Origin of the sequence: Hyphomicrobium sp. ghe19 (genome assembly GCF_902712875.1) — a bacterium.
GTDB lineage: Bacteria > Pseudomonadota > Alphaproteobacteria > Rhizobiales > Hyphomicrobiaceae > Hyphomicrobium_B.
The window spans coordinates 933,660-953,322 of sequence record NZ_LR743509.1; the positions used below are offsets into that span (position 1 = coordinate 933,660).

Annotated in this window: 18 protein-coding genes and 1 riboswitch; of the genes, 6 read left to right on the top strand and 12 right to left on the bottom strand. The window is 60.9% G+C overall.

Features of this window, described 5'->3' with window-relative positions:
• Positions 1-14: 14 nt before the first annotated feature.
• The 3 genes from AACL53_RS04395 (at position 15) to AACL53_RS04405 (ending at position 2,977) form a co-directional block, all read left to right on the top strand.
• Entirely contained in the window at positions 15-920 is a 906-nt protein-coding gene (locus tag AACL53_RS04395; protein ID WP_339082875.1) for a metallophosphoesterase, read from the top strand.
• A gap of 347 nt (positions 921-1,267) precedes the next feature.
• Positions 1,268-2,347, top strand: a complete 1,080-nt coding sequence (locus tag AACL53_RS04400) for a patatin-like phospholipase family protein (RefSeq protein WP_339082878.1) — start codon at positions 1,268-1,270, stop codon at positions 2,345-2,347.
• Positions 2,348-2,446: 99 nt separating this feature from the next.
• The gene (locus AACL53_RS04405) at positions 2,447-2,977 is read left to right on the top strand and encodes a DUF3280 domain-containing protein (RefSeq protein ID WP_339082880.1); all 531 of its coding nucleotides are present in this window, start codon (positions 2,447-2,449) and stop codon (positions 2,975-2,977) included.
• Positions 2,978-3,042: 65 nt separating this feature from the next.
• On the opposite strand, the gene AACL53_RS04410 is transcribed toward AACL53_RS04405, so the two are convergent.
• A complete protein-coding gene (locus AACL53_RS04410) occupies positions 3,043-3,840 on the bottom strand; it encodes a helix-turn-helix transcriptional regulator (RefSeq protein ID WP_339082882.1) in 798 nt (265 codons plus the stop codon).
• A gap of 232 nt (positions 3,841-4,072) precedes the next feature.
• On the opposite strand from AACL53_RS04410, the gene AACL53_RS04415 reads away from it, so the two are divergent.
• On the top strand, positions 4,073-4,471 hold the full coding sequence (locus tag AACL53_RS04415; RefSeq protein ID WP_339082884.1) for a lysozyme inhibitor LprI family protein: 399 nt from the start codon (positions 4,073-4,075) through the stop codon (positions 4,469-4,471).
• Positions 4,472-4,519: 48 nt separating this feature from the next.
• Here AACL53_RS04415 and AACL53_RS04420 read toward each other — a convergent pair whose 3' ends face one another.
• From AACL53_RS04420 to AACL53_RS04430, 3 genes are all read right to left on the bottom strand, one after another.
• Entirely contained in the window at positions 4,520-5,110 is a 591-nt protein-coding gene (locus tag AACL53_RS04420; RefSeq protein ID WP_339082886.1) for a septal ring lytic transglycosylase RlpA family protein, read from the bottom strand.
• 139 nt (positions 5,111-5,249) lie between these two features.
• A complete protein-coding gene (locus AACL53_RS04425) occupies positions 5,250-5,738 on the bottom strand; it encodes a septal ring lytic transglycosylase RlpA family protein (RefSeq protein WP_339082888.1) in 489 nt (162 codons plus the stop codon).
• Between the two features lie 687 nt (positions 5,739-6,425).
• Positions 6,426-7,397 carry a magnesium transporter CorA family protein gene (locus tag AACL53_RS04430; protein ID WP_339082890.1) on the bottom strand — a complete coding sequence of 324 codons (972 nt, stop codon included), beginning with the start codon at positions 7,395-7,397 and terminating at the stop codon, positions 6,426-6,428.
• 194 nt (positions 7,398-7,591) lie between these two features.
• Here AACL53_RS04430 and AACL53_RS04435 point away from each other — a divergent pair, with 194 nt between their 5' ends.
• Positions 7,592-7,915 (top strand): hypothetical protein, encoded by a 324-nt coding sequence (locus AACL53_RS04435; RefSeq protein ID WP_339082892.1) that lies wholly within the window; start codon positions 7,592-7,594, stop codon positions 7,913-7,915.
• A gap of 76 nt (positions 7,916-7,991) precedes the next feature.
• Here AACL53_RS04435 and AACL53_RS04440 read toward each other — a convergent pair whose 3' ends face one another.
• Together AACL53_RS04440 and AACL53_RS04445 are read right to left on the bottom strand one after the other, a co-directional pair.
• Positions 7,992-8,486 carry a polymer-forming cytoskeletal protein gene (locus tag AACL53_RS04440; protein ID WP_339082894.1) on the bottom strand — a complete coding sequence of 165 codons (495 nt, stop codon included), beginning with the start codon at positions 8,484-8,486 and terminating at the stop codon, positions 7,992-7,994.
• Positions 8,487-8,711: 225 nt separating this feature from the next.
• Complete coding sequence (locus AACL53_RS04445) at positions 8,712-9,038, bottom strand: hypothetical protein (protein ID WP_339082896.1); 327 nt, start codon at positions 9,036-9,038, stop codon at positions 8,712-8,714.
• A 223-nt stretch (positions 9,039-9,261) separates the two neighbouring features.
• Here AACL53_RS04445 and AACL53_RS04450 point away from each other — a divergent pair, with 223 nt between their 5' ends.
• A complete protein-coding gene (locus tag AACL53_RS04450) occupies positions 9,262-10,653 on the top strand; it encodes a polysaccharide deacetylase family protein (RefSeq protein WP_339082898.1) in 1,392 nt (463 codons plus the stop codon).
• A 673-nt stretch (positions 10,654-11,326) separates the two neighbouring features.
• On the opposite strand, the gene AACL53_RS04455 is transcribed toward AACL53_RS04450, so the two are convergent.
• The 6 genes from AACL53_RS04455 to AACL53_RS04480 form a co-directional block, all read right to left on the bottom strand.
• On the bottom strand, positions 11,327-11,611 hold the full coding sequence (locus AACL53_RS04455) for a hypothetical protein (RefSeq protein ID WP_339082900.1): 285 nt from the start codon (positions 11,609-11,611) through the stop codon (positions 11,327-11,329).
• 59 nt (positions 11,612-11,670) lie between these two features.
• A complete protein-coding gene (locus tag AACL53_RS04460; RefSeq protein WP_339082902.1) occupies positions 11,671-12,081 on the bottom strand; it encodes a hypothetical protein in 411 nt (136 codons plus the stop codon).
• A 421-nt stretch (positions 12,082-12,502) separates the two neighbouring features.
• On the bottom strand, positions 12,503-14,356 hold the full coding sequence (gene thiC / locus AACL53_RS04465; RefSeq protein WP_339082904.1) for a phosphomethylpyrimidine synthase ThiC: 1,854 nt from the start codon (positions 14,354-14,356) through the stop codon (positions 12,503-12,505).
• 111 nt (positions 14,357-14,467) lie between these two features.
• Positions 14,468-14,578, bottom strand: a riboswitch (TPP riboswitch).
• Between the two features lie 473 nt (positions 14,579-15,051).
• Positions 15,052-16,611 carry a DUF4332 domain-containing protein gene (locus tag AACL53_RS04470; RefSeq protein WP_339082906.1) on the bottom strand — a complete coding sequence of 520 codons (1,560 nt, stop codon included), beginning with the start codon at positions 16,609-16,611 and terminating at the stop codon, positions 15,052-15,054.
• Positions 16,612-16,698: 87 nt separating this feature from the next.
• Positions 16,699-17,481 carry an NAD(P)-binding domain-containing protein gene (locus tag AACL53_RS04475; protein ID WP_339082908.1) on the bottom strand — a complete coding sequence of 261 codons (783 nt, stop codon included), beginning with the start codon at positions 17,479-17,481 and terminating at the stop codon, positions 16,699-16,701.
• A gap of 30 nt (positions 17,482-17,511) precedes the next feature.
• Positions 17,512-19,653, bottom strand: coding sequence for a hypothetical protein (locus AACL53_RS04480; RefSeq protein WP_339082910.1), 2,142 nt, complete (start codon positions 19,651-19,653; stop codon positions 17,512-17,514).
• Positions 19,654-19,663: the final 10 nt, after the last annotated feature.

Genomic DNA, 19,663 nt, shown 5'->3' on the forward strand with positions numbered 1-19,663 from the left:
ACCGCATTCCCAATATGACCGAGACTTTCACGCTCGCGCACTTTTCCGATGTGCACCTGCCGCCCGTTTTCGGGAGCCGGTGGCAATATTGGAATGCCAAGCGGGTGCTTGGATATTTGAATTGGATTCGCAAGCGGCGTCGCGTTCATCAGGGCGAGATTGCCGATAAGCTCATTGCCGATGCTACGGCGCTTCGCGTCGGCCATATCGTCATCACAGGCGATCTCATCAATCTCGGCCTGCCGTCGGAATACGAAGCGGCGCTCGATTGGCTGAAATCCATTGGTTCGCCCGAGGACGTGACCGTCATTCCGGGAAACCACGACATCTATTCGAGCTTGCACGGCGATCCGGGCGTCGCCCGGTGGGCGGAGTACATGGGCGGGGAAAACGATACGCTGGCGTTTCCGTTCGTGCGACGCGTCGGCCCGATTGCGCTCATCGGGTTGAATTCCGCTGTCGAAACGCCGCCGTTCTTCGCCAGCGGGCGGATCGGATCTCATCAGCTCGAGATTGCCGGCGAGCAGCTTACGGCTCTCGGCGAAGAGGGTATCGTCCGTGTCGTGCTTATCCACCATCCGCCGCTTCCCAATCTGGCTCCGCCGAGGCGCGCGCTGAGCGATGCCGCCCACTTCGCGCATCTGCTGGAGCGCGGCGATGCCGAGCTTGTGCTTTACGGTCACAATCACAAAACGCGGGTGGATTGGCTCAGATCTCGAACGAAGTCCATTCCGGTCGTCGGCGTCGCGTCGGCGTCAGCTGCTGTCACATATGGCGAAGAGCCATTGGCAAGCTACAATCTCTTCACGTTCTTCAAAAGCGAGAACGGGCTTCGTATCCGGCATGTGGTGCGTGGAATCGACCGGCCGGATTCGCCCGTCAGAAAAATCAGCGAGACGGTTCTGACGCCCGCGATATGACTTCGATACTATGTCTTGCTTGCATATTCGCGGCCAAATGCCACGCGCGGCCCACCTCGTGGCGTTCGTGCTGCAAGCTGACGCATCAGCTCGATTTGCGACCACCATTCCGGAGTTTCGCGAGTTGAGGCTTACGCGTTGAGCACATTGCAGGCGCTGATCGCACAAGCGTTGAGCAAGCAAATCGCGCAACGAGCAAGTGTAAAATTTACACGCTAGTGACTAAGCTTGGTGATAGCCCAGTCGTTCTGCCGCGGCGTCGATGACATACCTCTGCCGCGCGCGTTAATGATATGGAGTGACGCTGGCCTTTGGTGTTTTATTGGCCTGCGGGGAGCAATGCGGTTTTGCCAAAATCTGCTTACATCAATCTGGCCTTACAGGGCGGCGGAGCTCATGGCGCCTTCACATGGGGCGTTCTCGATCGTCTGTTAGAGGACGATACGCTTCAGTTCGGCTGGATCAGCGCGACGAGCGCCGGGGCCGTCAATGCGGTCGCGCTCGCGTCAGGGCTCGCCGAAGGCTCGCGCGATAAGGCGCGCGAGAAGATGTACAAAATCTGGCACGCCATTCACAACGCCGCCATTCCCGATCTGACGCGGCTCAATCCGTTTCTCAACGGGCTGGTGCGGACAACGCATCTCGCGTCGATGCTGTCGCCTTACGAATTCAATCCGCTCGGCTTCGATCCGCTGCGCCGTCTGCTCACTGAGCATGTCGATTTCGAATTGATTCGAGCCAAGTCGCCGGTCGATCTGCTCATCGCCGCCACGCATGTCGCGACCGGCCGGGCGCGCCTCTTTCGCGAACACGAGATCACGGTCGATGCAGTTCTCGCGTCGGCCTGTCTGCCGGTTATGCATCATGCCGTCGAGATCGAGGGCGCGGCTTATTGGGACGGTGGCTTCTCGGCAAATCCCGATCTTGTGACGCTCGCTAGCGAAAGTCCCATCGGCGATACGCTGCTCGTCATGGTTGCGCCGCGCGCCAATTCCAACTTACCGACGACCGCGCGCGATATCTCGATCCATACCAACCGGCTCACGTTCAACGCGCCGCTTCTGCGCGATATCGAAGTCATAACAGCGGTGCGCGAGACATCGGGTCCGCTGCTCGCGAAAGGCCGCCTCGCGCCGATTTGCCGGCACCGTTTTCACCTGATCGATGGGGGGCCTGTTACAGGCGCGCTCAATCCAGAGACGACCGTGAAACCCGATTGGGACATCATCACGTATCTTCACGGCGCGGGCCGCGACTATGCAGAGAAGTGGCTTGAGGTTGCGCGGTCGGCTGTTGGAAGGCTTGAAACGGTCAATCTCGCGAACCATTTCTTCCCGCCCGTCGAGGACGGCATCACATTTCGATCACCCATCCTGGCCAAGCGGCCGGTTCAGAAACGGGGCGTTGGCGGCAAACGCCAGAAGTAATCGTGATTTTTGGAGCTGGGGACGCCCCTGATGAACCGCCAGCGCAAAATTCCGCAACCATCCCTGCGTTCAGCGGTTTCACATTCTCGGAGGACGACGATGATTGAGCGGCGACGCATATTCCTATTGCCATTGATACTCGCGACGCTGCTGCTTCAGGTGCCTTGCATTCAGCAGGCAGGAGCTTCGCCGTCACCGCCTCGGTTAGCGTTCCTCGGCTTGCGCCTTCAGAACGATAATGAGGTTTTGGAGCCGACCACCGAGGCCGAACGCAATCGGATATCGATTATCGAGAAGCAGTTCACCTCGTCTCTCGAAGCCGCGCGCAGCTATTCCATCGTGCCGTTGACCAACGATATCCGCGCGAAAATCGCGAGCGGCCAGTTCGTCGGTTCATGCGGTGGCTGTGAGGCGGAATTCGGCAAAGAGCTCAAGGCCGACCGGGTTGCGTGGATCACGGTTCAGAAGGTTTCGAACCTCATTCTGAACATGAACCTCTACATGGCCGATCCGGCGACCGATAAAATGACGTTCTTGAAGAGCGTCGACATTCGGGGCAATACGGATGAATCTTGGTCCCGCAGCTTAAAGTATTTGCTCGACAACTATTTCTACGACAAGAAATCGTAGGGGGCGCGAGTCTTTGGTTGGCGCTGGCGACTCTCTGCGGGGAGCCGGCCGCCAGCGCGAGAGGATCAGGTGACGAGCCGCGCGTAGCCCTCGGCGATGGTTTCATCGAGCAGGCGTTTGTATTCGCCATAGGCCGGATTCTTCGGCGTCACCTCGCCGAAGGCATCGGCATCGAAGTTTTCGCGCTGGGCGTAGAGTATCGGCGTCGCGACCGGAATGAAGGTCGCGCGTTGCTTGTTCAGCGTCGTGATGATGCCCCGCATCTCGCCGGAGCGATCGAGTTGCGAGACGACGACCATCCGCATCGCGCCTTTGGTCAGCGAGACGAGGTGGATGAAACTCGACGAGGCCGGGATATAGAGCCGGCCGCGATGGGCATATGGGGCGTCCGGCCGGTCGCGTTCCTGAAAGAGAAGGCTCGGCCACTCCGCGTCCCAGGTAATATCGGTGCGATACGCGATGATCGTGTCGGGAACCGAGAACGATCTTCTGAGCGTCAGATAGCTGCCGATGTAATGGTCGACGGCCGCGCGTGTGTAGGCCCCCATATAAATCGGCGCGATGCCGCCGCCGTTGCCTCTTAGCTCCAACGGGCCGCCCGCGCTTTCGAGCGCAACGGACTCGCCATGCCAGGCATCGCGGAGCCCGTGAAAATCGAGGCCCAGAACCATGCAGACGTCGAACAGCGTTTGATCGCGCACGGAGCGTCCGCCGAGGAGGTTTTGAATTGTCTTTTCGTGGCAATCGGCAGCGTCGGCGAGTTCCGCTTGCGTCAGCTTCTTCTCGACCATTGCCGTCTTGATGCGCTCGAGCGCGTCGGGACGAGTGGTGGCGGGCGCAGGCTGGGCGACAGCTTTCTTCATTGGCCGCTTGATTTTGAAGCCGGGCGACGGACGTCGCCGGTACCGGAAATTACCGGTTCTTTCCGCTAAGACGCAATCGGAATCCGGGTGCAATAACCCGACTTCCTCTCATTGCCGCCGAGTGGCGCTTAACGGCCTCACGTTTCCGGGGCGGATTCCGCATTGTCGGGGTGTCCACCGCTGGGGTGGCTACCCGCGCCAAGAGACGCGCGAGAACTAAGGAAATGGGCACATGTCGGAAGCAATCATATACAAGTCTGGCACTTCGAAGGTGGCGGCGGCCGTTTCGGTCGGGTCGCTGCTGGCGCTCGCCATAATCGCCGGTGCGGTCCGCCCCGCGGCCGCACAGGAATTCGATTGCCAGCGCGCGCGCACGGCGTCCGAGCGGACGATCTGCAGAAGCGACCGGCTGGCCGGGCTCGACGAGCGGATGAGCGCATTATATTCCGAGTTGAAGTCGGCCTATGACAATCGCTATCAGCGCAACGATTTGAAGATGTACCAGCGCCGGTTTCTGGATGCCCGCGATAGCTGTGGCCGGGATGTCGAGTGCATCAGGGGTGCCTATCTCGATCAGATCAGCGTGCTGGAATCCCGTCTCGAGCAGGCTTACCGGCGCAGCGAGCGCTGAGCGGCCGTCTGCCGACGCGAGTTTCCAAGCGAACGGCTTGGCGGCGACTTAGCGGTCGAGAACCTCGAGGCTGACAGCCGCTAGGCCCTTGCCGGTCATGCCGAGGTCTTCGGCGGCTTTCGTGGACAGGTCGATGACGCGGCCTGGCTTGAAGGGGCCGCGGTCGTTGATCCGGACCACGACGCTATCGCCATTATCGACCCGTGTTACGCGGACGCGCGTGCCGAAGGGGAGCGTCTTGTGCGCCGCTGTCAGATCTTGAGGGTTGAAGGCCTCACCCGTCGCGGTGCGTTCGCCTTTTCCATAGAAGGACGCGATGCCCTTGAGGGCGTGACCCGTTCCGGCCGGGTCAGGGCCATGAAGTCCATAGGGTTGTTCGCCGATCGGCCCTGCAGCGGCAACAGGTTGTTTGGCGCTGGCGAAGGATGGCTTGGCGATCGTTATTTTCGCCTGCCAGTGATCGAATGTGCCCGCCGGTTTGCCCACTGGGCGGGCTGGAGCCGTAACCGTGGTCCAATGGCCGCTCTCCTCGGCCTTAATAGCCGGGCCCGACAGATCTTCGGCCAGTGTCTGAGCTTCTGACGGAGTTCCCCCGGCGAGCAGGGCCAGACCAACTATCCATACGGCAACACATGCCAAACAAATGCTTCGGCGCACGCACATCCCCCCGGATACTCCCCTAGCGCCGAGGACTATGGTGATTCGGATGGCGGAAAAACGTCGGGAGGCGCTGGTTGCCCACCGCCTCCCGATGTTTATTCAAAGATAACGCTCAGGCTCAGCTGCGGCCGAGAACCTCGAGCGAGACGCGGGCCAGGCCGGCGCCGGTCATGTTGATCTGCCGGGCAGCGCCGCGCGACAGGTCGATGACGCGGCCGCCGACGAAGGGACCACGGTCATTGATGGTGACGACGACCGACTGGCCATTCGACTGGTTCGTGACGCGAACGCGCGTTCCGAACGGGAGCGTGCGGTGAGCGGCCGTCAGGCCTTCAGGGTTGAAGCGGGCGCCCGAAGCGGTCTGCTGGCCCTGCCAGTAGTAAGATGCGACTCCGTGCGAGCCGCCGCCGCCGCCAATCGACTTGCGGGTGGCGACTTTCCGGACGGCCTTGCGGCCGGAAACGTGGGCGTGCTTCTGGTAGGAAGCCTTGTGGTACGACGTCTTGTGATACGCCGCCTTGTGGTGCGACGAGGCTGCCATTGCAGGGACGGCTGCTGCCGTAACCCCAGCGAACGCGAACGCGGCGATCGCAATCTTTGAACGCATAGTTCACTCCTTGTTAAAGGAGCAGCAGTGGTTCGGGTCGAATGAGCGGTTTCCCCCGCCCGCGGCACGCCACCAGGCGACCACGGGGCAACCGCTTCGGAAGCGGCACCGTCGTTAATGTTGGGAGAAGTAGCTCTTAAGGCGAATTACCCCCTGTGACCCGTTACAGAACTCCAGAACCTGGTTCTTCCTGCTGCCCGTGCTAACTGGGGTCTCCCCCCGTCCTGGCTCGGCACAACCAGCACCCTGTGGATAAGAGGTCAACCCATAGCAGATACCACCTTTTAACCATAATCTGTAAGTTACGGAAAATTCTAAGTTATTTTGAATGCACTTTTAGGTTGCGCGACGCCAGGTCGCAGAATTGGACTCGCATTAAGGGAATGGAAATCGTGCGGAAGGTCGCGCCACAAAATCTCGACCGTTCAATCTCCTAGCGCAGCAGCGGCTTTTGTTGCTCTGTATACGCCATTTGCAACGTGTGTCCGCGGCTCGCACGCCATCCGTTGCTCGCTGCTCGATCCATTGAAGGGTTCACATTAGTCGGGCCGGTCGCGGTATAGCATCGGCTTCTTTTTGTGCGTCGGATTTCGAGGGTGAGACAGAGATGGGCGACCACGAACCGGTGCGGGCTCGCCCAACCGAGCCCGTAGTCAATCCAACGTTCGGCGTGGCGCTACACTGAGGTCAGAGCCATCCCTTTCTCTTGAAATAGAGGTAGGGGATGAGGGCTGCGAAAAACATCAGAAAGAGCGCCATCGGATAGCCCCAGGGCTGTTCAAGCTCGGGCATGTTCTTGAAGTTCATCCCGTAGATCGATGCGACCAGCGTCGGCGGCATCAGCATGACCGCCATGACCGAGAACAGTTTGATGATCTGGTTCTGCTCGGTCGAAATCATGCCGAGGGTCGCGTCGAGCAGAAAGCTCGTACGAGCCGATAGAAAGCGCATGCTTTCCATGAGCGACAGGATATCGTGATTGGCCGCTTCGATCCGCGCCAGCACGCGGGTGTCGTCTTTGCGCTCGCGCGCGGCGTTCGCAAAGTAGAGCGAGAGCCGATGCAGCGACATGGCGCTTTCCTGCGCTCTCGAGGTTATGTCGCCTTCCTTGCCGACCGATTTGAGAAGGACGTCCAGGCGGCGGTTCTGGGGCCTGCGGCTGGCGGTGGTTTGCCCGAAGACGAGAGGCGCCATGCGTTCGACCTCGTCCTGGACGCGCTCGATGAGATCGGCTTCCCGTTCGATCAGCATTTCCAACAGGCCGATCATCACGCCTGGGCCCGTTACGCAGTCGACATCGCCCTTGGCGGCTCTCGCGATGTAAATGGGAAATGCTCGCGGTTCGGCATAGCGCACGGTGACGAGGTTATTGCGGAAAAGGATGAAGGTGACGACGGACGTCATCGGCACGCCCTGCTCGCTGTTATGCAGGATAATGCTCGTCATGTAGTAGGCGCCGTTCTCGGTATAGAAACGGTTCGAGGCCTCGATCTCGCGCATCTCCGACCGCGTCGGCACTTCTATGCCGAGCGCCTTCTCGATGAACTTGTCCTCATCTTCCTTCGGATCGATGAGGTCGATCCAGACGGCCGTCGTGATATCTCCGAGTGTGCCTCGCGGTACCAATTTCTCGCCAACTGCGTCATACACCGTGATCATTGTGCGTAGACCTTTTTGGATTCGCGTATTTCTCAATTGCCGGCCGACCGGCGGTTGGATCGGTTCCGGCGCAGCCGCCCAGGCATTTCACGTCGTTCGGCGCCGGACAATCCCGTAAGCTCTAAGTTTGGTGGATGAGGTTTGTTGCAGAGAGACGCACTAAGTGTGACAATTCAGTCTCAAAGGAGGGCTACATGGCTCTACGATTGATCGTCGGGATCGGTGGCAGGATCGGTGCCAGCGTCGCGCTCTTATCGGCGGGATTTGCGCTCCCCGCGGAGGCGAAGATCGCGTGCAACAAGGGTTATCAGCAGGTGCAGGGCCAGTGGCTGGCAACGCCTTATTGCCAGGACCAGTACGTCGCGCAGGTGGCGCACGACTACGGGTTCAAGGCATCGCCCGACAGAGTTCGCAATGACCCGCTGTTCAAGCAGCACCTTTGCCGGTTCATCGGGCAGGACATCCGCATCAAGGAGTCTTGCGATGAGGTCAGCCCGTCGGTGCGCGGGCGCTTTTAGTTGTGAGTGACGATTTCGGTGGGATGCGGTGATCATCTCGCGACGATCACCGGCATAGATCTCAACTGAGGTCGTCTCAGCTCAGGTCTGGCGTGACCTCGCCAACGTCTTTGGCACGGCGGACGCTGCCGTCGAATTGCGCGCCTTCGTCAATCGAGAGCGTCTGCTTGACGATGTCGCCGTCGACTCGCGATGTCGCGTTGAGGTTGACCGAGGTGCCTTTCAGGGCGCCGCTCACTTCGCCTTGCACCGTGATGGTGCGTGCCGTGATGGTGCCTACAACACTTCCCGTCTCGCCGACCGTCACGGCTTCGCCGTGCACATCGCCCTGGATATGTCCGGCAATGAGAAGCGAGCCTTTGGTTTTGATCACGAGCTGCTGACCGGCAATCGTGATGTCCTGCCCGAGGACTGACGTCGGCGCGTCGATCACTGAGCCCGATTGCTGAAGCGGAGAGCCGAAAAGCGGCGGAGCCGGAGTTTTCATCTGTGGTATCGGCTGCTGTTGCGGTGTGAGTGTCTTGACTGGCTCAGGGCCACGAATATCCGGCGTCGCTACGCGGTTGAACATCTGACTACCCCCAAAAAAGAACTGCTGTCGCCCGTCCCGCTACCGCAGCCTAACCACCGTACTTGGCGTACATTATGGCCAAGTTGGCATATGTGCCAGCCTAGTTTCGCCGCGCTGCGAAAAACCTTTTTTGCGGAAGATCATTAACGTCACCCTTTGCCCAAAAAGCGAGCGGGCCGCCTGTTGGACGGCCCGCGCAAAGCATTCTCGATCAACCCGCGAGACCTATCTGTGCAGGTCTACGAACGGCGCAACGATGTGCTTGCCGTGACGGTCCTTGTAGACGTGCACGAAGGGGGCATCGACGACCGTTCTGCGGCCGCTTTCCATGCGCGTGAACGGTGCATGCACGACATGACGATCCCGATGGCGGTAGTGGCGATGCTGATGCCGATGGCGACGGTCGTCGCGGCGGTAATCCACTTGAACGTGGCTGGTGGATACTTCGCCTGCAGGCTTCGCGATCGTCATCGCGTCTGCTGCGGATACGGTCAGCGCGACCGAGCCTAGCATCGCGGCAATGGTTAGCGCGCGGGGGAAAAATGCCGTCATCAGATACTCACTTCATTTCTGTTTGTAGGTCATTGAAATTAAGGGCCATTCGGTTTGAGTGCAACTCGGGTGCGGCAAACGTCCGACTCATGCGACACTTGTGCTGAAGTTGAGCCTGGGTAGTGAAGCCAGAAAGCGGCGTGCTCGTCCCAATTTTTCTGCGACGGGCTGCTGCCGCCATTGGAGTCTGCTAGGTTCCGTTAATAAAATAAGGGAGGACAATATGTTCGTATGCCGGGTGGCGCTCTTATGTGGTCTGACGGCACTTTTCGCCGTACCCGTCGCCTATGCAGCGGATGAAGCAGTCTGTCCTCGCGCTGGCACGCTCGGGGTATCCCGCACCGTCGAAATCGACACGACCGGCGGCCCTGGCTTCGGCATGGACAACTACAAGGCCTATGACTTCCTGCAGGACAAGGAAGTCATCCTGACCTTCGATGACGGCCCGCAGAAATATACGACGGAAGCCGTGCTGAAGGCACTGGCCGACGAATGCGTGAAAGCGACGTTCTTCTCGATCGGAAAGATGGCGCTCGGATATCCTGAGATCATCCGTGAAGTCGCCAAAGCCGGACATACGGTCGGCACGCACACGTGGAGTCACAAGTCGATCGCCAAGCTCAAGACGTTCGACGAAGGCAAGGACGAGATCGAGCGCGGCGTCAGCGCGGTTCATCGCGCAGTTGGCGGGCCGGTCGCGCCGTTCTTCCGCTTTCCAACTCTCGCCGATACGCCAGAGGCCGTCGCCTATCTCGGCAGACGCAACATCGCGATGTTCTCGACCGACATCGATAGCTTTGATTTCAAACCCCAGACGGCCGATCACCTCGTAAAGTCGCTGATGCAGAAGATCGACAAGAGGGGCAAGGGCATCCTCTTGATGCACGACATTCACAAGACGACCGCGAAGGCCGTGCCAATGATCCTCGCCGAGCTCAAGGCGAAGGGATACAAAATCGTCCACATGACGGCGAAGTTCCCGCTGACGACAGTCGCGGAATACGATCAAGCCATCGAAAAGGAAGCCAAGGGCTTGCCGCAGGTCGGCACAGAACGACCGGTGTCGAGCATCGTCAAGACGATCGATGGTCCGGCGCCGGCGCCCGAGTCTGCTTCGAACGGTGGAGAGCCCGAAGGACTGCCGGCTCCGCCAACTCCTGAGGCTTCGACGACTACGGGCTCCGCGGCTCCGGCTGCTGGGACCGCGACGCCTGCGGCTCAGGCGGCGCCGCCGCTTCCGGCGTTTCCGACAACACCTTCGACCGAACCAGCGTCCAATCCGGCTCCGGGCAAGCAGTCGGCTGTCGCGCCGATGAAGTCCATCGCCGAGCCGTCGTCGCCGCCGTCTCCGAATGGCCCGGTCGTCACGGTGACGGGCAGCTTTCCGGCGGCCAACAATGCAGCCGCTTCACCAACGCACACCGCGGCCGTGAACTTGGCGTCAGAGACGCCGTCTCCGGTTAAGACCGTTTCAGGAACAGGGCCGCAGGAGACGGCGACGGCAAATGCCGCTCCCGCTGCGCCTATGATGCCGGTCGAGACGGGACCGCAGCAGCCGCAGAAATCGATTTCACAGCGCGTGAAGGAAGCTTGGGAATATTGGTTCGGCCAGTAAGCGCCGGACGCCCGATACAAAAAAGAAATGGGCGGCGATGCCACCCATTTCTTTTTGGACGCCCTGTTAGGCCCCCCCGGGCCCGCCGCAAACCAAGTGTTTTGGCCTAAGCGCAAGACAGCGCAGTGGCTTATCCTTGGGCGTTCGCTACGGCCGACGCTGATGATCGACGTGCAGCGTTTCCGGCATCAAGTGGGACTAAACCCATCCCCCAGTCGATCCCCCGATCGGCTGCCCACTTGACGCAAAGCTATGTGAGGCCGGGCGCTTCTTCCAGATAAAACGAATCATCTTGCTCTGAATCCAGGCGGGTGTGGCGTCCTGGATACAACTCAATGATTTATCAGCATGCGGCGCATATTGCTGTGGATAGGCCTAACGCGGCGCGCTTTCGGCAAAAAGAAAGGGCCGCTCCCGAAAGAGCGGCCCCGTGAGATCATCGTTGTGAGCGGAGTGCAATGTCTACCGCTTAGGTCTCAGATGCGCTCCAGGAGAGTTCCGGATGCAAGCCTGAGCGACCACGACATCGTCCGCCTCAAGATCCCACTCGACATCGGATCACCTCCTCTCGGTTGTTGAAAGATGAAGATAAGCTGGCACTGTTTGCCGTCTTTGAAAAGGGGCGTGCGACGATCCTGCCAGCGTTGCGGCCTTTTCTAGTTCCATAGGGGCTCTAGTTCCATCGAGGCTGAGCGATAAGCAGCGTGATGACGAATAGTGCGGCGGCGATTGCCGGAAGGGCGAGAACGGCCAGCACCGCATTCGCTGGCCCACGGCGGTCCTTGGTCTTGAGGCCGTAGCCCACGGCGATGATCGCGCTGATGCCGCCGAGCACGCTCAGCCAAAGCAGGATGTTGAAGGACGATACGGAGCCGTCGGCGACGCCCACGAGGAAGAAGTAGAGCGCGAGAAAAAGCGCGGCGACGTCGACCACCAGGAAGGTTCGAAAGATGAGCATGGGAAACCCATTGAGCTGAAGCTTGGAGCGGGCGGCGCGTATTTCTGCGTGGCGTGCGGTCAATCACTGTGCCTGCGCATTTCCATCGCCCGGCCAAAGCCCGCGAGCAGCGTTCCCAGTCCAAAGAGGCCCAGAACGGCGAGTTGGAGATTGTCTTCAACGCCTTCCTTCTCGAACATGTAGTCAGAGATATCGGCGTCAGACGTCTTGAACCGGTCGAGGGTCTTCTCTCGTTCCGCTTCAGCTTCCTTGATCCTATCGGCGGGGGCGTTCAACGTCTGCAGGATGACGATTTGATTGTCGTGAACCGCCTTGATCTGCACCTGCGCCGATTGCTGAATGCTGAATGTCGCAAGCCGCCATTCGATCTGGCGCTTCAAGGGGTCGAGATAAAACATCTGCGTTGCCGTCGCCCCGAGCAGCAGCACGATCCCGAACAGTTCGCCGAGTTGGTATGTTTTGAAGCCCATCGGTCTCCCCCCGATTATCCGCGTTCCCCGTTTTTCTTTGATGGAGCAAAAGACGAGTTCATGCCATTGATTTTCGGGAAGAGGGCCGACGAATGGGTGGCCTACGAGCGCAAGCCCCAGCCGGGCGGCCGATCTTGGAAAGCTTCGCGCTTCGCCCGCTATCTCACCGCTCTATGACTGGTCGGGATCTTATGTCGGTTACAGGCGGGGTATTGGTGGAACCACCTCGATTATGACGGGATCGGTTATCGCGCCGAGCATAAGGATAGCATCGACCTGACGTCCCACTCTGTTCGCTTGGGCGTTTCATATGGGCTCGGCAAATAGCCCCACGTGACGGGCGTGCCACAATGGAAAAGCCGGGCATTAGCCCGGCTTTTTTTGTTTCGTTGAAAGCTTCGATGGTTGTGTCGTTGACGGATCAACTATCTGTTGCCCTGGCGGCATTCACATACAGCTGTTCGCCCATCGCTTTGAACTTCTCGCTCATCTCGGCCATGCCGACTTCCTTGTCATTCAGGGTCGCTGCGTAATCGCGGACGTCCTGCGTGATCTTCATCGAGCAGAACTTCGGTCCGCACATCGAGCAGAAGTGCGCGACCTTGTGAGCGTCCTTCGGCAGCGTTTCGTCGTGGAAGGCGACGGCGGTATCGGGGTCGAGCGACAGGTTGAACTGGTCTTCCCAGCGGAAATCGAAGCGGGCGCGCGAGAGTGCGTCGTCGCGAAGTTGAGCCGCCGGGTGTCCCTTGGCGAGGTCGGCGGCGTGCGCTGCGATCTTGTAGGTGATGACGCCCGTCTTGACGTCGTCGCGGTTTGGCAGCCCCAAGTGCTCCTTCGGCGTGACGTAGCAGAGCATCGAGGTTCCGAACCAGCCGATCATCGCAGCGCCGATGCCTGACGTGATGTGGTCGTAACCCGGCGCGATGTCGGTCGTCAGCGGTCCCAACGTATAGAACGGGGCTTCGCCGCAAGCCTTCAACTGCTTCTCCATGTTGACCTTGATCTTATGCATCGGCACGTGGCCGGGGCCCTCGATCATAACCTGGCAGCCTTTGTCCCAGGCGATTTTCGTCAGTTCGCCGAGCGTTTCGAGTTCGGCGAACTGCGCGCGATCGTTGGCGTCCGCAATCGAGCCCGGACGCAATCCGTCGCCGAGCGAGAACGACACGTCATACTTGCGCATCAGATCGCAGATTTCGTCGAAGCGCTCGTAGAGGAAGCTTTCCTTGTGATGCGCGAGGCACCACTTGGCCATGATCGAACCGCCGCGCGAGACGATGCCCGTCACGCGGTTCGCCGTGAGCGGAACGAACGGCAGCCTGACGCCCGCGTGGATCGTGAAGTAATCGACGCCCTGTTCGCACTGCTCAATCAGCGTGTCGCGATAGAGCTCCCAGGTCAGCTTTACCGGATCTCCGCCGCATTTTTCCAGCGCCTGATAGATCGGCACGGTGCCGATCGGCACGGGGCTGTTGCGGATGATCCATTCGCGCGTCGTGTGAATGTTGCGGCCCGTCGAGAGATCCATCACGGTGTCGGCGCCCCAGCGGATGGCCCACACCATTTTCTCGACTTCCTCCTCGACCGACGACGTGACGGCCGAGTTGCCGATGTTGGCATTGATCTTCACGAGGAAGTTGCGGCCGATGATCATCGGCTCGAGTTCGCCGTGATTGATGTTCGACGGAATAATCGCGCGGCCGCGGGCGATTTCGCTGCGGACGAATTCCGGCGTGATGTGCTCGGGGAGTTCGGCGCCGAAGCTTTGGCCATCCGCCAGGGCCTCTTTGGCCCGCGCGAGAACGGCCTCGCGACCGAGGTTTTCGCGATGCGCGACGTAGATCATTTCCTTGGTGATGATGCCGGCGCGGGCGCATTCGAATTGGGTGAGCGGCTCGGCGTTGGCAGCGCGCATGGGGCGGTAAACCGTCGGGAAAACACGCGCGGCGTGGGTACCCGAAACGTTGCCGTTATCCTCGGGCTTCACGGTTCGGCCGTCGTAGGTCTCGATGCCCGCACGTCCAGCGTTCCACGCGTCGCGAATGCGGGGCAGGCCTTTTGTAACGTCGATTGTCTCGGATGGATCGGTGTAGGGGCCCGAGGGATCATAGACTCGGAACGATGGCTCAGTCGGGTCGGTCAGCGCGATCTCGCGGAAGGGCACGCGGATGTCGCCGTGACCCAAGGGTGACGAATAGACTTTCGTTGAAGCGCGGTGCGGTCCGACGGTCACTTTCGGTGTTTGAATATCGGCGGCGCGCGTGAGTTTATTCATGGCAGTTGCTCCTCTCGGCCACGCACAAGGAGGACGTGGCTGGGCGATGCACGCGCGAAAAACGCGTGCGGACAGATGCATTGCCCGGAAAGGTGCGGATTCGTGGCGTCGTGCCACTCTGTGCTCCGTCCCTTCGCCGGCATAACCCGGATCAGGTTCGAAGGGTGCTCGCGCTTTCACTACGCGATCTCAGCCGGATCACCGGCGCCCCTCGGAAAACGAGACCACCGTGACTCCATTGGCCGACGTTTGCAAGCCTCGCGGAACAATTACCGCCGTCATCCCCGCGAAGGCGCGGGGATCCGCCCAAGCTGCCGGGGCCAAGAAAGCGGGCGCAGACGTGTGTTGGGCCTATGGGTTTCCATCGGCCTGGATAGATCCCGGCCTTCGCTGGGATGACGGTGGGTATGGGCGAGCGGGCTGACAAACACTTGTCATCCTCGGGCTTGGCCCGAGGATCCATCGATCCGCATCAATGGTGTCCGCTGCGCAATGGATCCTCGGCATGAAGCCGAGGATGACAGCGGATGGGATGCTGGGCGTGGATCCCGGCTCGGTGCTGCCTATCCCGAAACGTCATCCCCGCGAAGGCGGGGATCCGCCCAAGCCTCCGTTCATCGCAAGTATCCAGCCTGGATGGATCCCGGCCTTCGCCGGGATGACGAAATGAAACGGCGCGCTTTGAATAGGCGAAGCTAGGCGGCGATGGCTTGCTTGGCGACGGCTACCCAGCCCTTGATCTTTTCGATGTCGGGCGGCCGGCCTTCGCGCAACACGCGCTTGCCGGCGGACGTCGTGACGAACCGCAATACGTTGGCGGAAAGCGCGACGGGATCGGCTTCGGCGACGGCCTGCGCCGTCCGATAGCCCGCGCCGACGAGCAATTGCGCGTGCGTGCCTCTGAGGCCGGGCACGGCCATCACGAGCCTTGCCTGATCCTGCCAATCGAGAAGCGTTTCGGCGTCGACATGCGGATCGTTCAAAAGCTCCGCGAGCGCTTCCGGATCCTGCGCGAGGAAATCGCCGACGCTGTAGACGCCGATTGCCGCGATACGATCGGCGGTCTTCGGGCCGATGGACGGCGCGGCCTCGAGATCGTCATCCGGCATAAGATACGTTTTTGCTTGGATCGCACGCTCTTCCCATTGCCGGGTCGCGGGCGCGGGCTTCTGATGAGCCGTCATGGTCTCGGCGCGCGGCCTTGGCGGCGGCGCTTCGGGCAGCGCGGGTGGCTGCTCGGAGATTTGCGCGAGTGACACGGCCGATTTGGCAACGGCAAGTTCCAGCGGAGTGTCGTCACGGCCTTCGATGCGGGCCGCGCGTTCTTCGTTTCGCTCTGCGAGTTTAGGCGCCAAAACCTCGTTGTAGTGAAGCTCGCGAATGGTCTTGTCGTCTTCCGACAGGGAATGCCGGACAGTGCCGGTCGCGCGCAGTTCGTCGTAGATGGCGGCGACGAGCTTTCGGTCTTCGGCGTTCGACAGCCGCTTCTCGATGAACTTCTGCGGGATCTCCGTGAGGCTCAGGAACGTTTCCGACGTCAGCGTTACTTCGGGCACCAGTACGTTCGCTTCGCTGATGGCGCGATCGAGAACCTTGCCGAAACTTGCCGACGCGTAGATCAGAAGCTCGGCGACGATGTTCTTGCCGATGTCGTCGAGGCCTTCCTCCGGCCGGGTCGCGCCCTTGTGGATGTCGTAGTGGGCGATGAGCTTTTCGTAATAGCGATGCGAGAACTCGGCGCTATTGCACACGAATTCGGAGAGCCAGCGCGGACCGGCGGGAACGCGAACGTCCGGGTTCGGGTAGCGTTTTTCGCCGAGCGCGCGGAGCGTATTGTAAGAGCGATTGATGCTCCACTCGGCGGCGCGATGAATGGCGTTTTCGGCTTCGGTCTGGCCGGTATGAAACGGCATGACCGGATCGGTGAAGTAGTGGCTCAGCACGCCCGCGGCGTAGACGGCTTCGGGCCAGTTGCCGGCTTTGAGTTCAAAGACGGTGCGGCCGTACCATTCGTTCACCTTCTCGATCGCGCCGCCCCAGTAGTTTTCCGAGACGTGGAGAACGTGGTTCTTGAAATCCTTGAACGTGTTGTCCGGGTCTTTCGAACCCTTCAGATAAAGCTCGACGTGCTTCAGGAAAACGCGCGTCCATTCTTCCCTGTCGTCGCGCTCCAAGGCATTCAGCGCATCGAGCGCAAGCTTGTGATGCGTGCCGTTCGCGTGCGTGGCGTAGACGATGCGATAGAGAAGTGACATGGGAGCCTCGGGGTGAGCAACCGCTCCCGATGGTCTACGTGAGTCGCGTTCCCCGCTCGATTGATTCGGTCCTCGAGTTGCAGGTCATCAACGATTTTCGCGGTTTCGTGCGTGCTTTTCGGCCGCGAGGTTGATGATATCGGCGCTGCCGCGCCGGTCGCGGGCGATCCTGCGGGCGAGGGCGGCGCGGCGGGCGAGCTGCACGACGTTCAGGTCACGCGGAACCGATTCGTCAGACAGGACGCGTTTCAGCGTCTCCGGCGTCAGTCCGCAGGCCGCGCCGAGGGCGAGCGCTTCTTCGCGGGCGACGGATTGTGCGGCTTCGATGTAGCCCATGAGTGCGGCCGCAGCGTGCGCACTGCCGAGCGGGCCGGTGCGTTCGACGTTGCCGAGGAGCGCCAGAATGCTTTCCGCGATTTCGACCGAAGCGAGGTCGCCGCCGAGAAGAATTTTCGCGTGGCCGTGCAGCGCCGCCTCGGGGGCGCTGATCAATGCAGCGTCGACCAATGCGACGTTTCGCGGCTCCAGGACTTCGAACAGCGTTTGAAATTCGCGCGGCGTGCGGGCGCCAAGATCGACAAGTACGGAGCCCGGCTGCAGTCCGCCCGCAAGGGCCTTCTCGCCGTCGCCTACGAGGAGCCGGCGGAAGGTCTCGGTGTCTTCGATGGCGGCAAGCACGATCGGGCATCGCATGGCGATGGTCGACTCGCTCGCCGGCTCGAGCATCTCGCCGTAGGCGATCGGCGGGGAACCAGCCAGCGCAGCGTACATGACGCGGAAACGGCAACCAGCGATGCGCTCGGCGATTGCTCCGCCGAATTCGTCATTGCCGATAACGCCGACCGGCCGATTATTCAGAGCGTGACCCATTGTGTCGTGCCCCATCGTTACTGCTTATCGCTATCTTCCCTCACGCCACCAAGCCAACGCGATCAGGGCAAGCAGAGCCGAAAGCGCCGCGAGACCTGTAAACATCGGCGTCAGTTTAACGCCGCGGGTCAGATAGGCCTGGCGATCCTTGAGGCCAAGCCAGCCGGACCCTGCCATCACCTTGGCGGCCGACATCATTGAGATACGCGGCACTTCGATATCGGTTGCAGAGGCGAGCACGCTCGTCGGCTTTGTCCAGAAAACGCCGCCGCCCGTCGCATCGGCGATCGGCTTCATTTTCTGATCGGTCGCGGTCACTTCGCTCATTTCGCGCGGATCTTCGACGCCGGCGTTGGCGACCGCCGTCAGCTCGCCATCGGGACCGTCGGTTTCAATTTTATAGAGTCCGGGAAGCTTCACATCGATGGCCGAGCGCCATACGCCCGCTTCGACCGGCACGGCGTCGAGCGTCACGTTCGATGAATCGCCGCCGGGGCCGAAGATCTTGACGGGGCCGACCTTGTCTTCCATCGAGCGACGTTCGATCGTCAGCTTCAATCCCTTGGCGGACGCGATAAGCCGCTCTTCCTCGAGGTCGGGCTCCTTCATCAGCCAATGCGAGAGACGCCGAAGAAGATCGGTGTGCGGTCCGCCACCGTCGTAACCGCGGGCCCACAGCCATGCGTGATCGGACGTTAACAGCGCGACACGGCCTTTGCCCTTCCGATCGAGGATGAGAAGAGGCTTGTCCTCGGCGCCGCTCATGACGACGCGGCCGCGCTGGGGCGTCACCTCGGCCTGGCGGTACCATTTTCCCCATGACGGCTCGGGCGCTGCATCCGCGACTTGAGCAGCGTTCCAACCGGGCAGGTCCTTGGTGACCGGATGTTTCTGTCCGTCGGGCGTCACCTTCGCCTTGAAGGGCATTTCGAGGACACGGCCGGTCGGCGGCGCTGGCAGCACCGGCGCGAGCGGCGTCTTATAAATGCTGTAGGGGCTCGCGTAATCGTCGCCGGCCGCAATGAGAAGCGCGCCGCCGTGCTCGTTCACGTAGCGGGCGATGTTGTCGTAATAGAGCAGCTGCAGGATGCCGCGGTGCTCGTAGCGGTCGAAAATGATCAGGTCGAACTCGTTGATCTTTTCCGAGAAGAGCTCGCGCGTCGGGAACGCGATCAGCGAAAGCTGATTGATCGGCGTCCCGTCCTGCTTTTCCGGGGGACGCAAAATCGTGAAATGCACGAGATCGACGGCCGCATCGGATTTCAGAAGGTTGCGCCACGTGCGCTCGCCGGGATGGGGTTCACCGGATACGAGCAGCACACGGAGATTTTCGCGTACGCCTTCGGCCGCAACGACGGCTCGGTTGTTGGCAGTCGTCAGCTCGCCTTCGACGGGTTGAAGCTCGATTTCGACAATGTTCGTCCCGGTGTGCGGGATCGGCATGTCGATTTTGACGTTGCGGTTGATTTCGGTGCGCACCGTCTCGTCGGGCTGGCCCTCGCGTCGGACCTTCAAAGTTGCCGCGCCTGAATTCGCGGACGGAGCGTGTCCCGTTTCGCGTACGGCAACCTGGATTTCGCGCGACTGTCCGACGAGGCCGTAGCGTGGCGCCTCGATGACTTCGATCCGCCGGTCGAACTCGTCGGGCTTGCCCGTCAACAGGGTGTGAACCGGCGCGTCGAAGCCGAGCGCCGCTGCCGACTTCGGAACGTCATGCACCTGACCGTCGGTTACGAAAACGACGCCCGCGATGCGGTCGGGTGCGGTGTCGTTCAGCGCGGCGTTGAGATCGGTGAAGAGGTTCGTTCCGGGCGGCGCGGTGTCGGAGGGAACGCCGCCCGTGACCCACTTGATATTGAGGTTCGGAATTTTCGCAAACTTCGTCTCGAGGTCGGAGCGGATCGCTTCCATTTGCTTGCTGCGGTCGGCGAGCTTCTGGCTCGGGCTTTCGTCGAGAACCACAATCGCGACGTTGGCGAGGCTTTCGCGCTGCTCTTCCTTGAGGATCGGATTGAACAGCGCGCCAATCAGCGCAGCGAGCGCGGCGGCGCGAATGAAGGCTCCGCGTGAACGGCGGAACAGCAGCGCCACGATCAGCGCGACAGCCAGCACCGTCAGGCCGATGAGGACCGGGACGGGAAGCAGCGGGGCGAATGTGATCGACCAGTTCAAAAGTTATGCC

Bases quoted from the DNA above. Each gene is read 5' to 3' on its own strand.
- AACL53_RS04415 (WP_339082884.1), top strand. From the start codon at position 4,073: ATGTCGGAAGCAATCATATACAAGTCTGGCACTTCGAAGGTGGCGGCG.
- AACL53_RS04475 (WP_339082908.1), bottom strand. From the start codon at position 17,481: ATGGGTCACGCTCTGAATAATCGGCCGGTCGGCGTTATCGGCAATGAC.
- AACL53_RS04425 (WP_339082888.1), bottom strand. From the start codon at position 5,738: ATGCGTTCAAAGATTGCGATCGCCGCGTTCGCGTTCGCTGGGGTTACG.
- AACL53_RS04450 (WP_339082898.1), top strand. From the start codon at position 9,262: ATGTTCGTATGCCGGGTGGCGCTCTTATGTGGTCTGACGGCACTTTTC.
- AACL53_RS04445 (WP_339082896.1), bottom strand. From the start codon at position 9,038: ATGACGGCATTTTTCCCCCGCGCGCTAACCATTGCCGCGATGCTAGGC.
- AACL53_RS04435 (WP_339082892.1), top strand. From the start codon at position 7,592: ATGGCTCTACGATTGATCGTCGGGATCGGTGGCAGGATCGGTGCCAGC.
- AACL53_RS04410 (WP_339082882.1), bottom strand. From the start codon at position 3,840: ATGAAGAAAGCTGTCGCCCAGCCTGCGCCCGCCACCACTCGTCCCGAC.
- AACL53_RS04455 (WP_339082900.1), bottom strand. From the start codon at position 11,611: ATGCTCATCTTTCGAACCTTCCTGGTGGTCGACGTCGCCGCGCTTTTT.
- AACL53_RS04440 (WP_339082894.1), bottom strand. From the start codon at position 8,486: ATGTTCAACCGCGTAGCGACGCCGGATATTCGTGGCCCTGAGCCAGTC.
- AACL53_RS04430 (WP_339082890.1), bottom strand. From the start codon at position 7,397: ATGATCACGGTGTATGACGCAGTTGGCGAGAAATTGGTACCGCGAGGC.
- AACL53_RS04470 (WP_339082906.1), bottom strand. From the start codon at position 16,611: ATGTCACTTCTCTATCGCATCGTCTACGCCACGCACGCGAACGGCACG.
- AACL53_RS04405 (WP_339082880.1), top strand. From the start codon at position 2,447: ATGATTGAGCGGCGACGCATATTCCTATTGCCATTGATACTCGCGACG.
- AACL53_RS04460 (WP_339082902.1), bottom strand. From the start codon at position 12,081: ATGGGCTTCAAAACATACCAACTCGGCGAACTGTTCGGGATCGTGCTG.
- AACL53_RS04395 (WP_339082875.1), top strand. From the start codon at position 15: ATGACCGAGACTTTCACGCTCGCGCACTTTTCCGATGTGCACCTGCCG.
- thiC (WP_339082904.1), bottom strand. From the start codon at position 14,356: ATGAATAAACTCACGCGCGCCGCCGATATTCAAACACCGAAAGTGACC.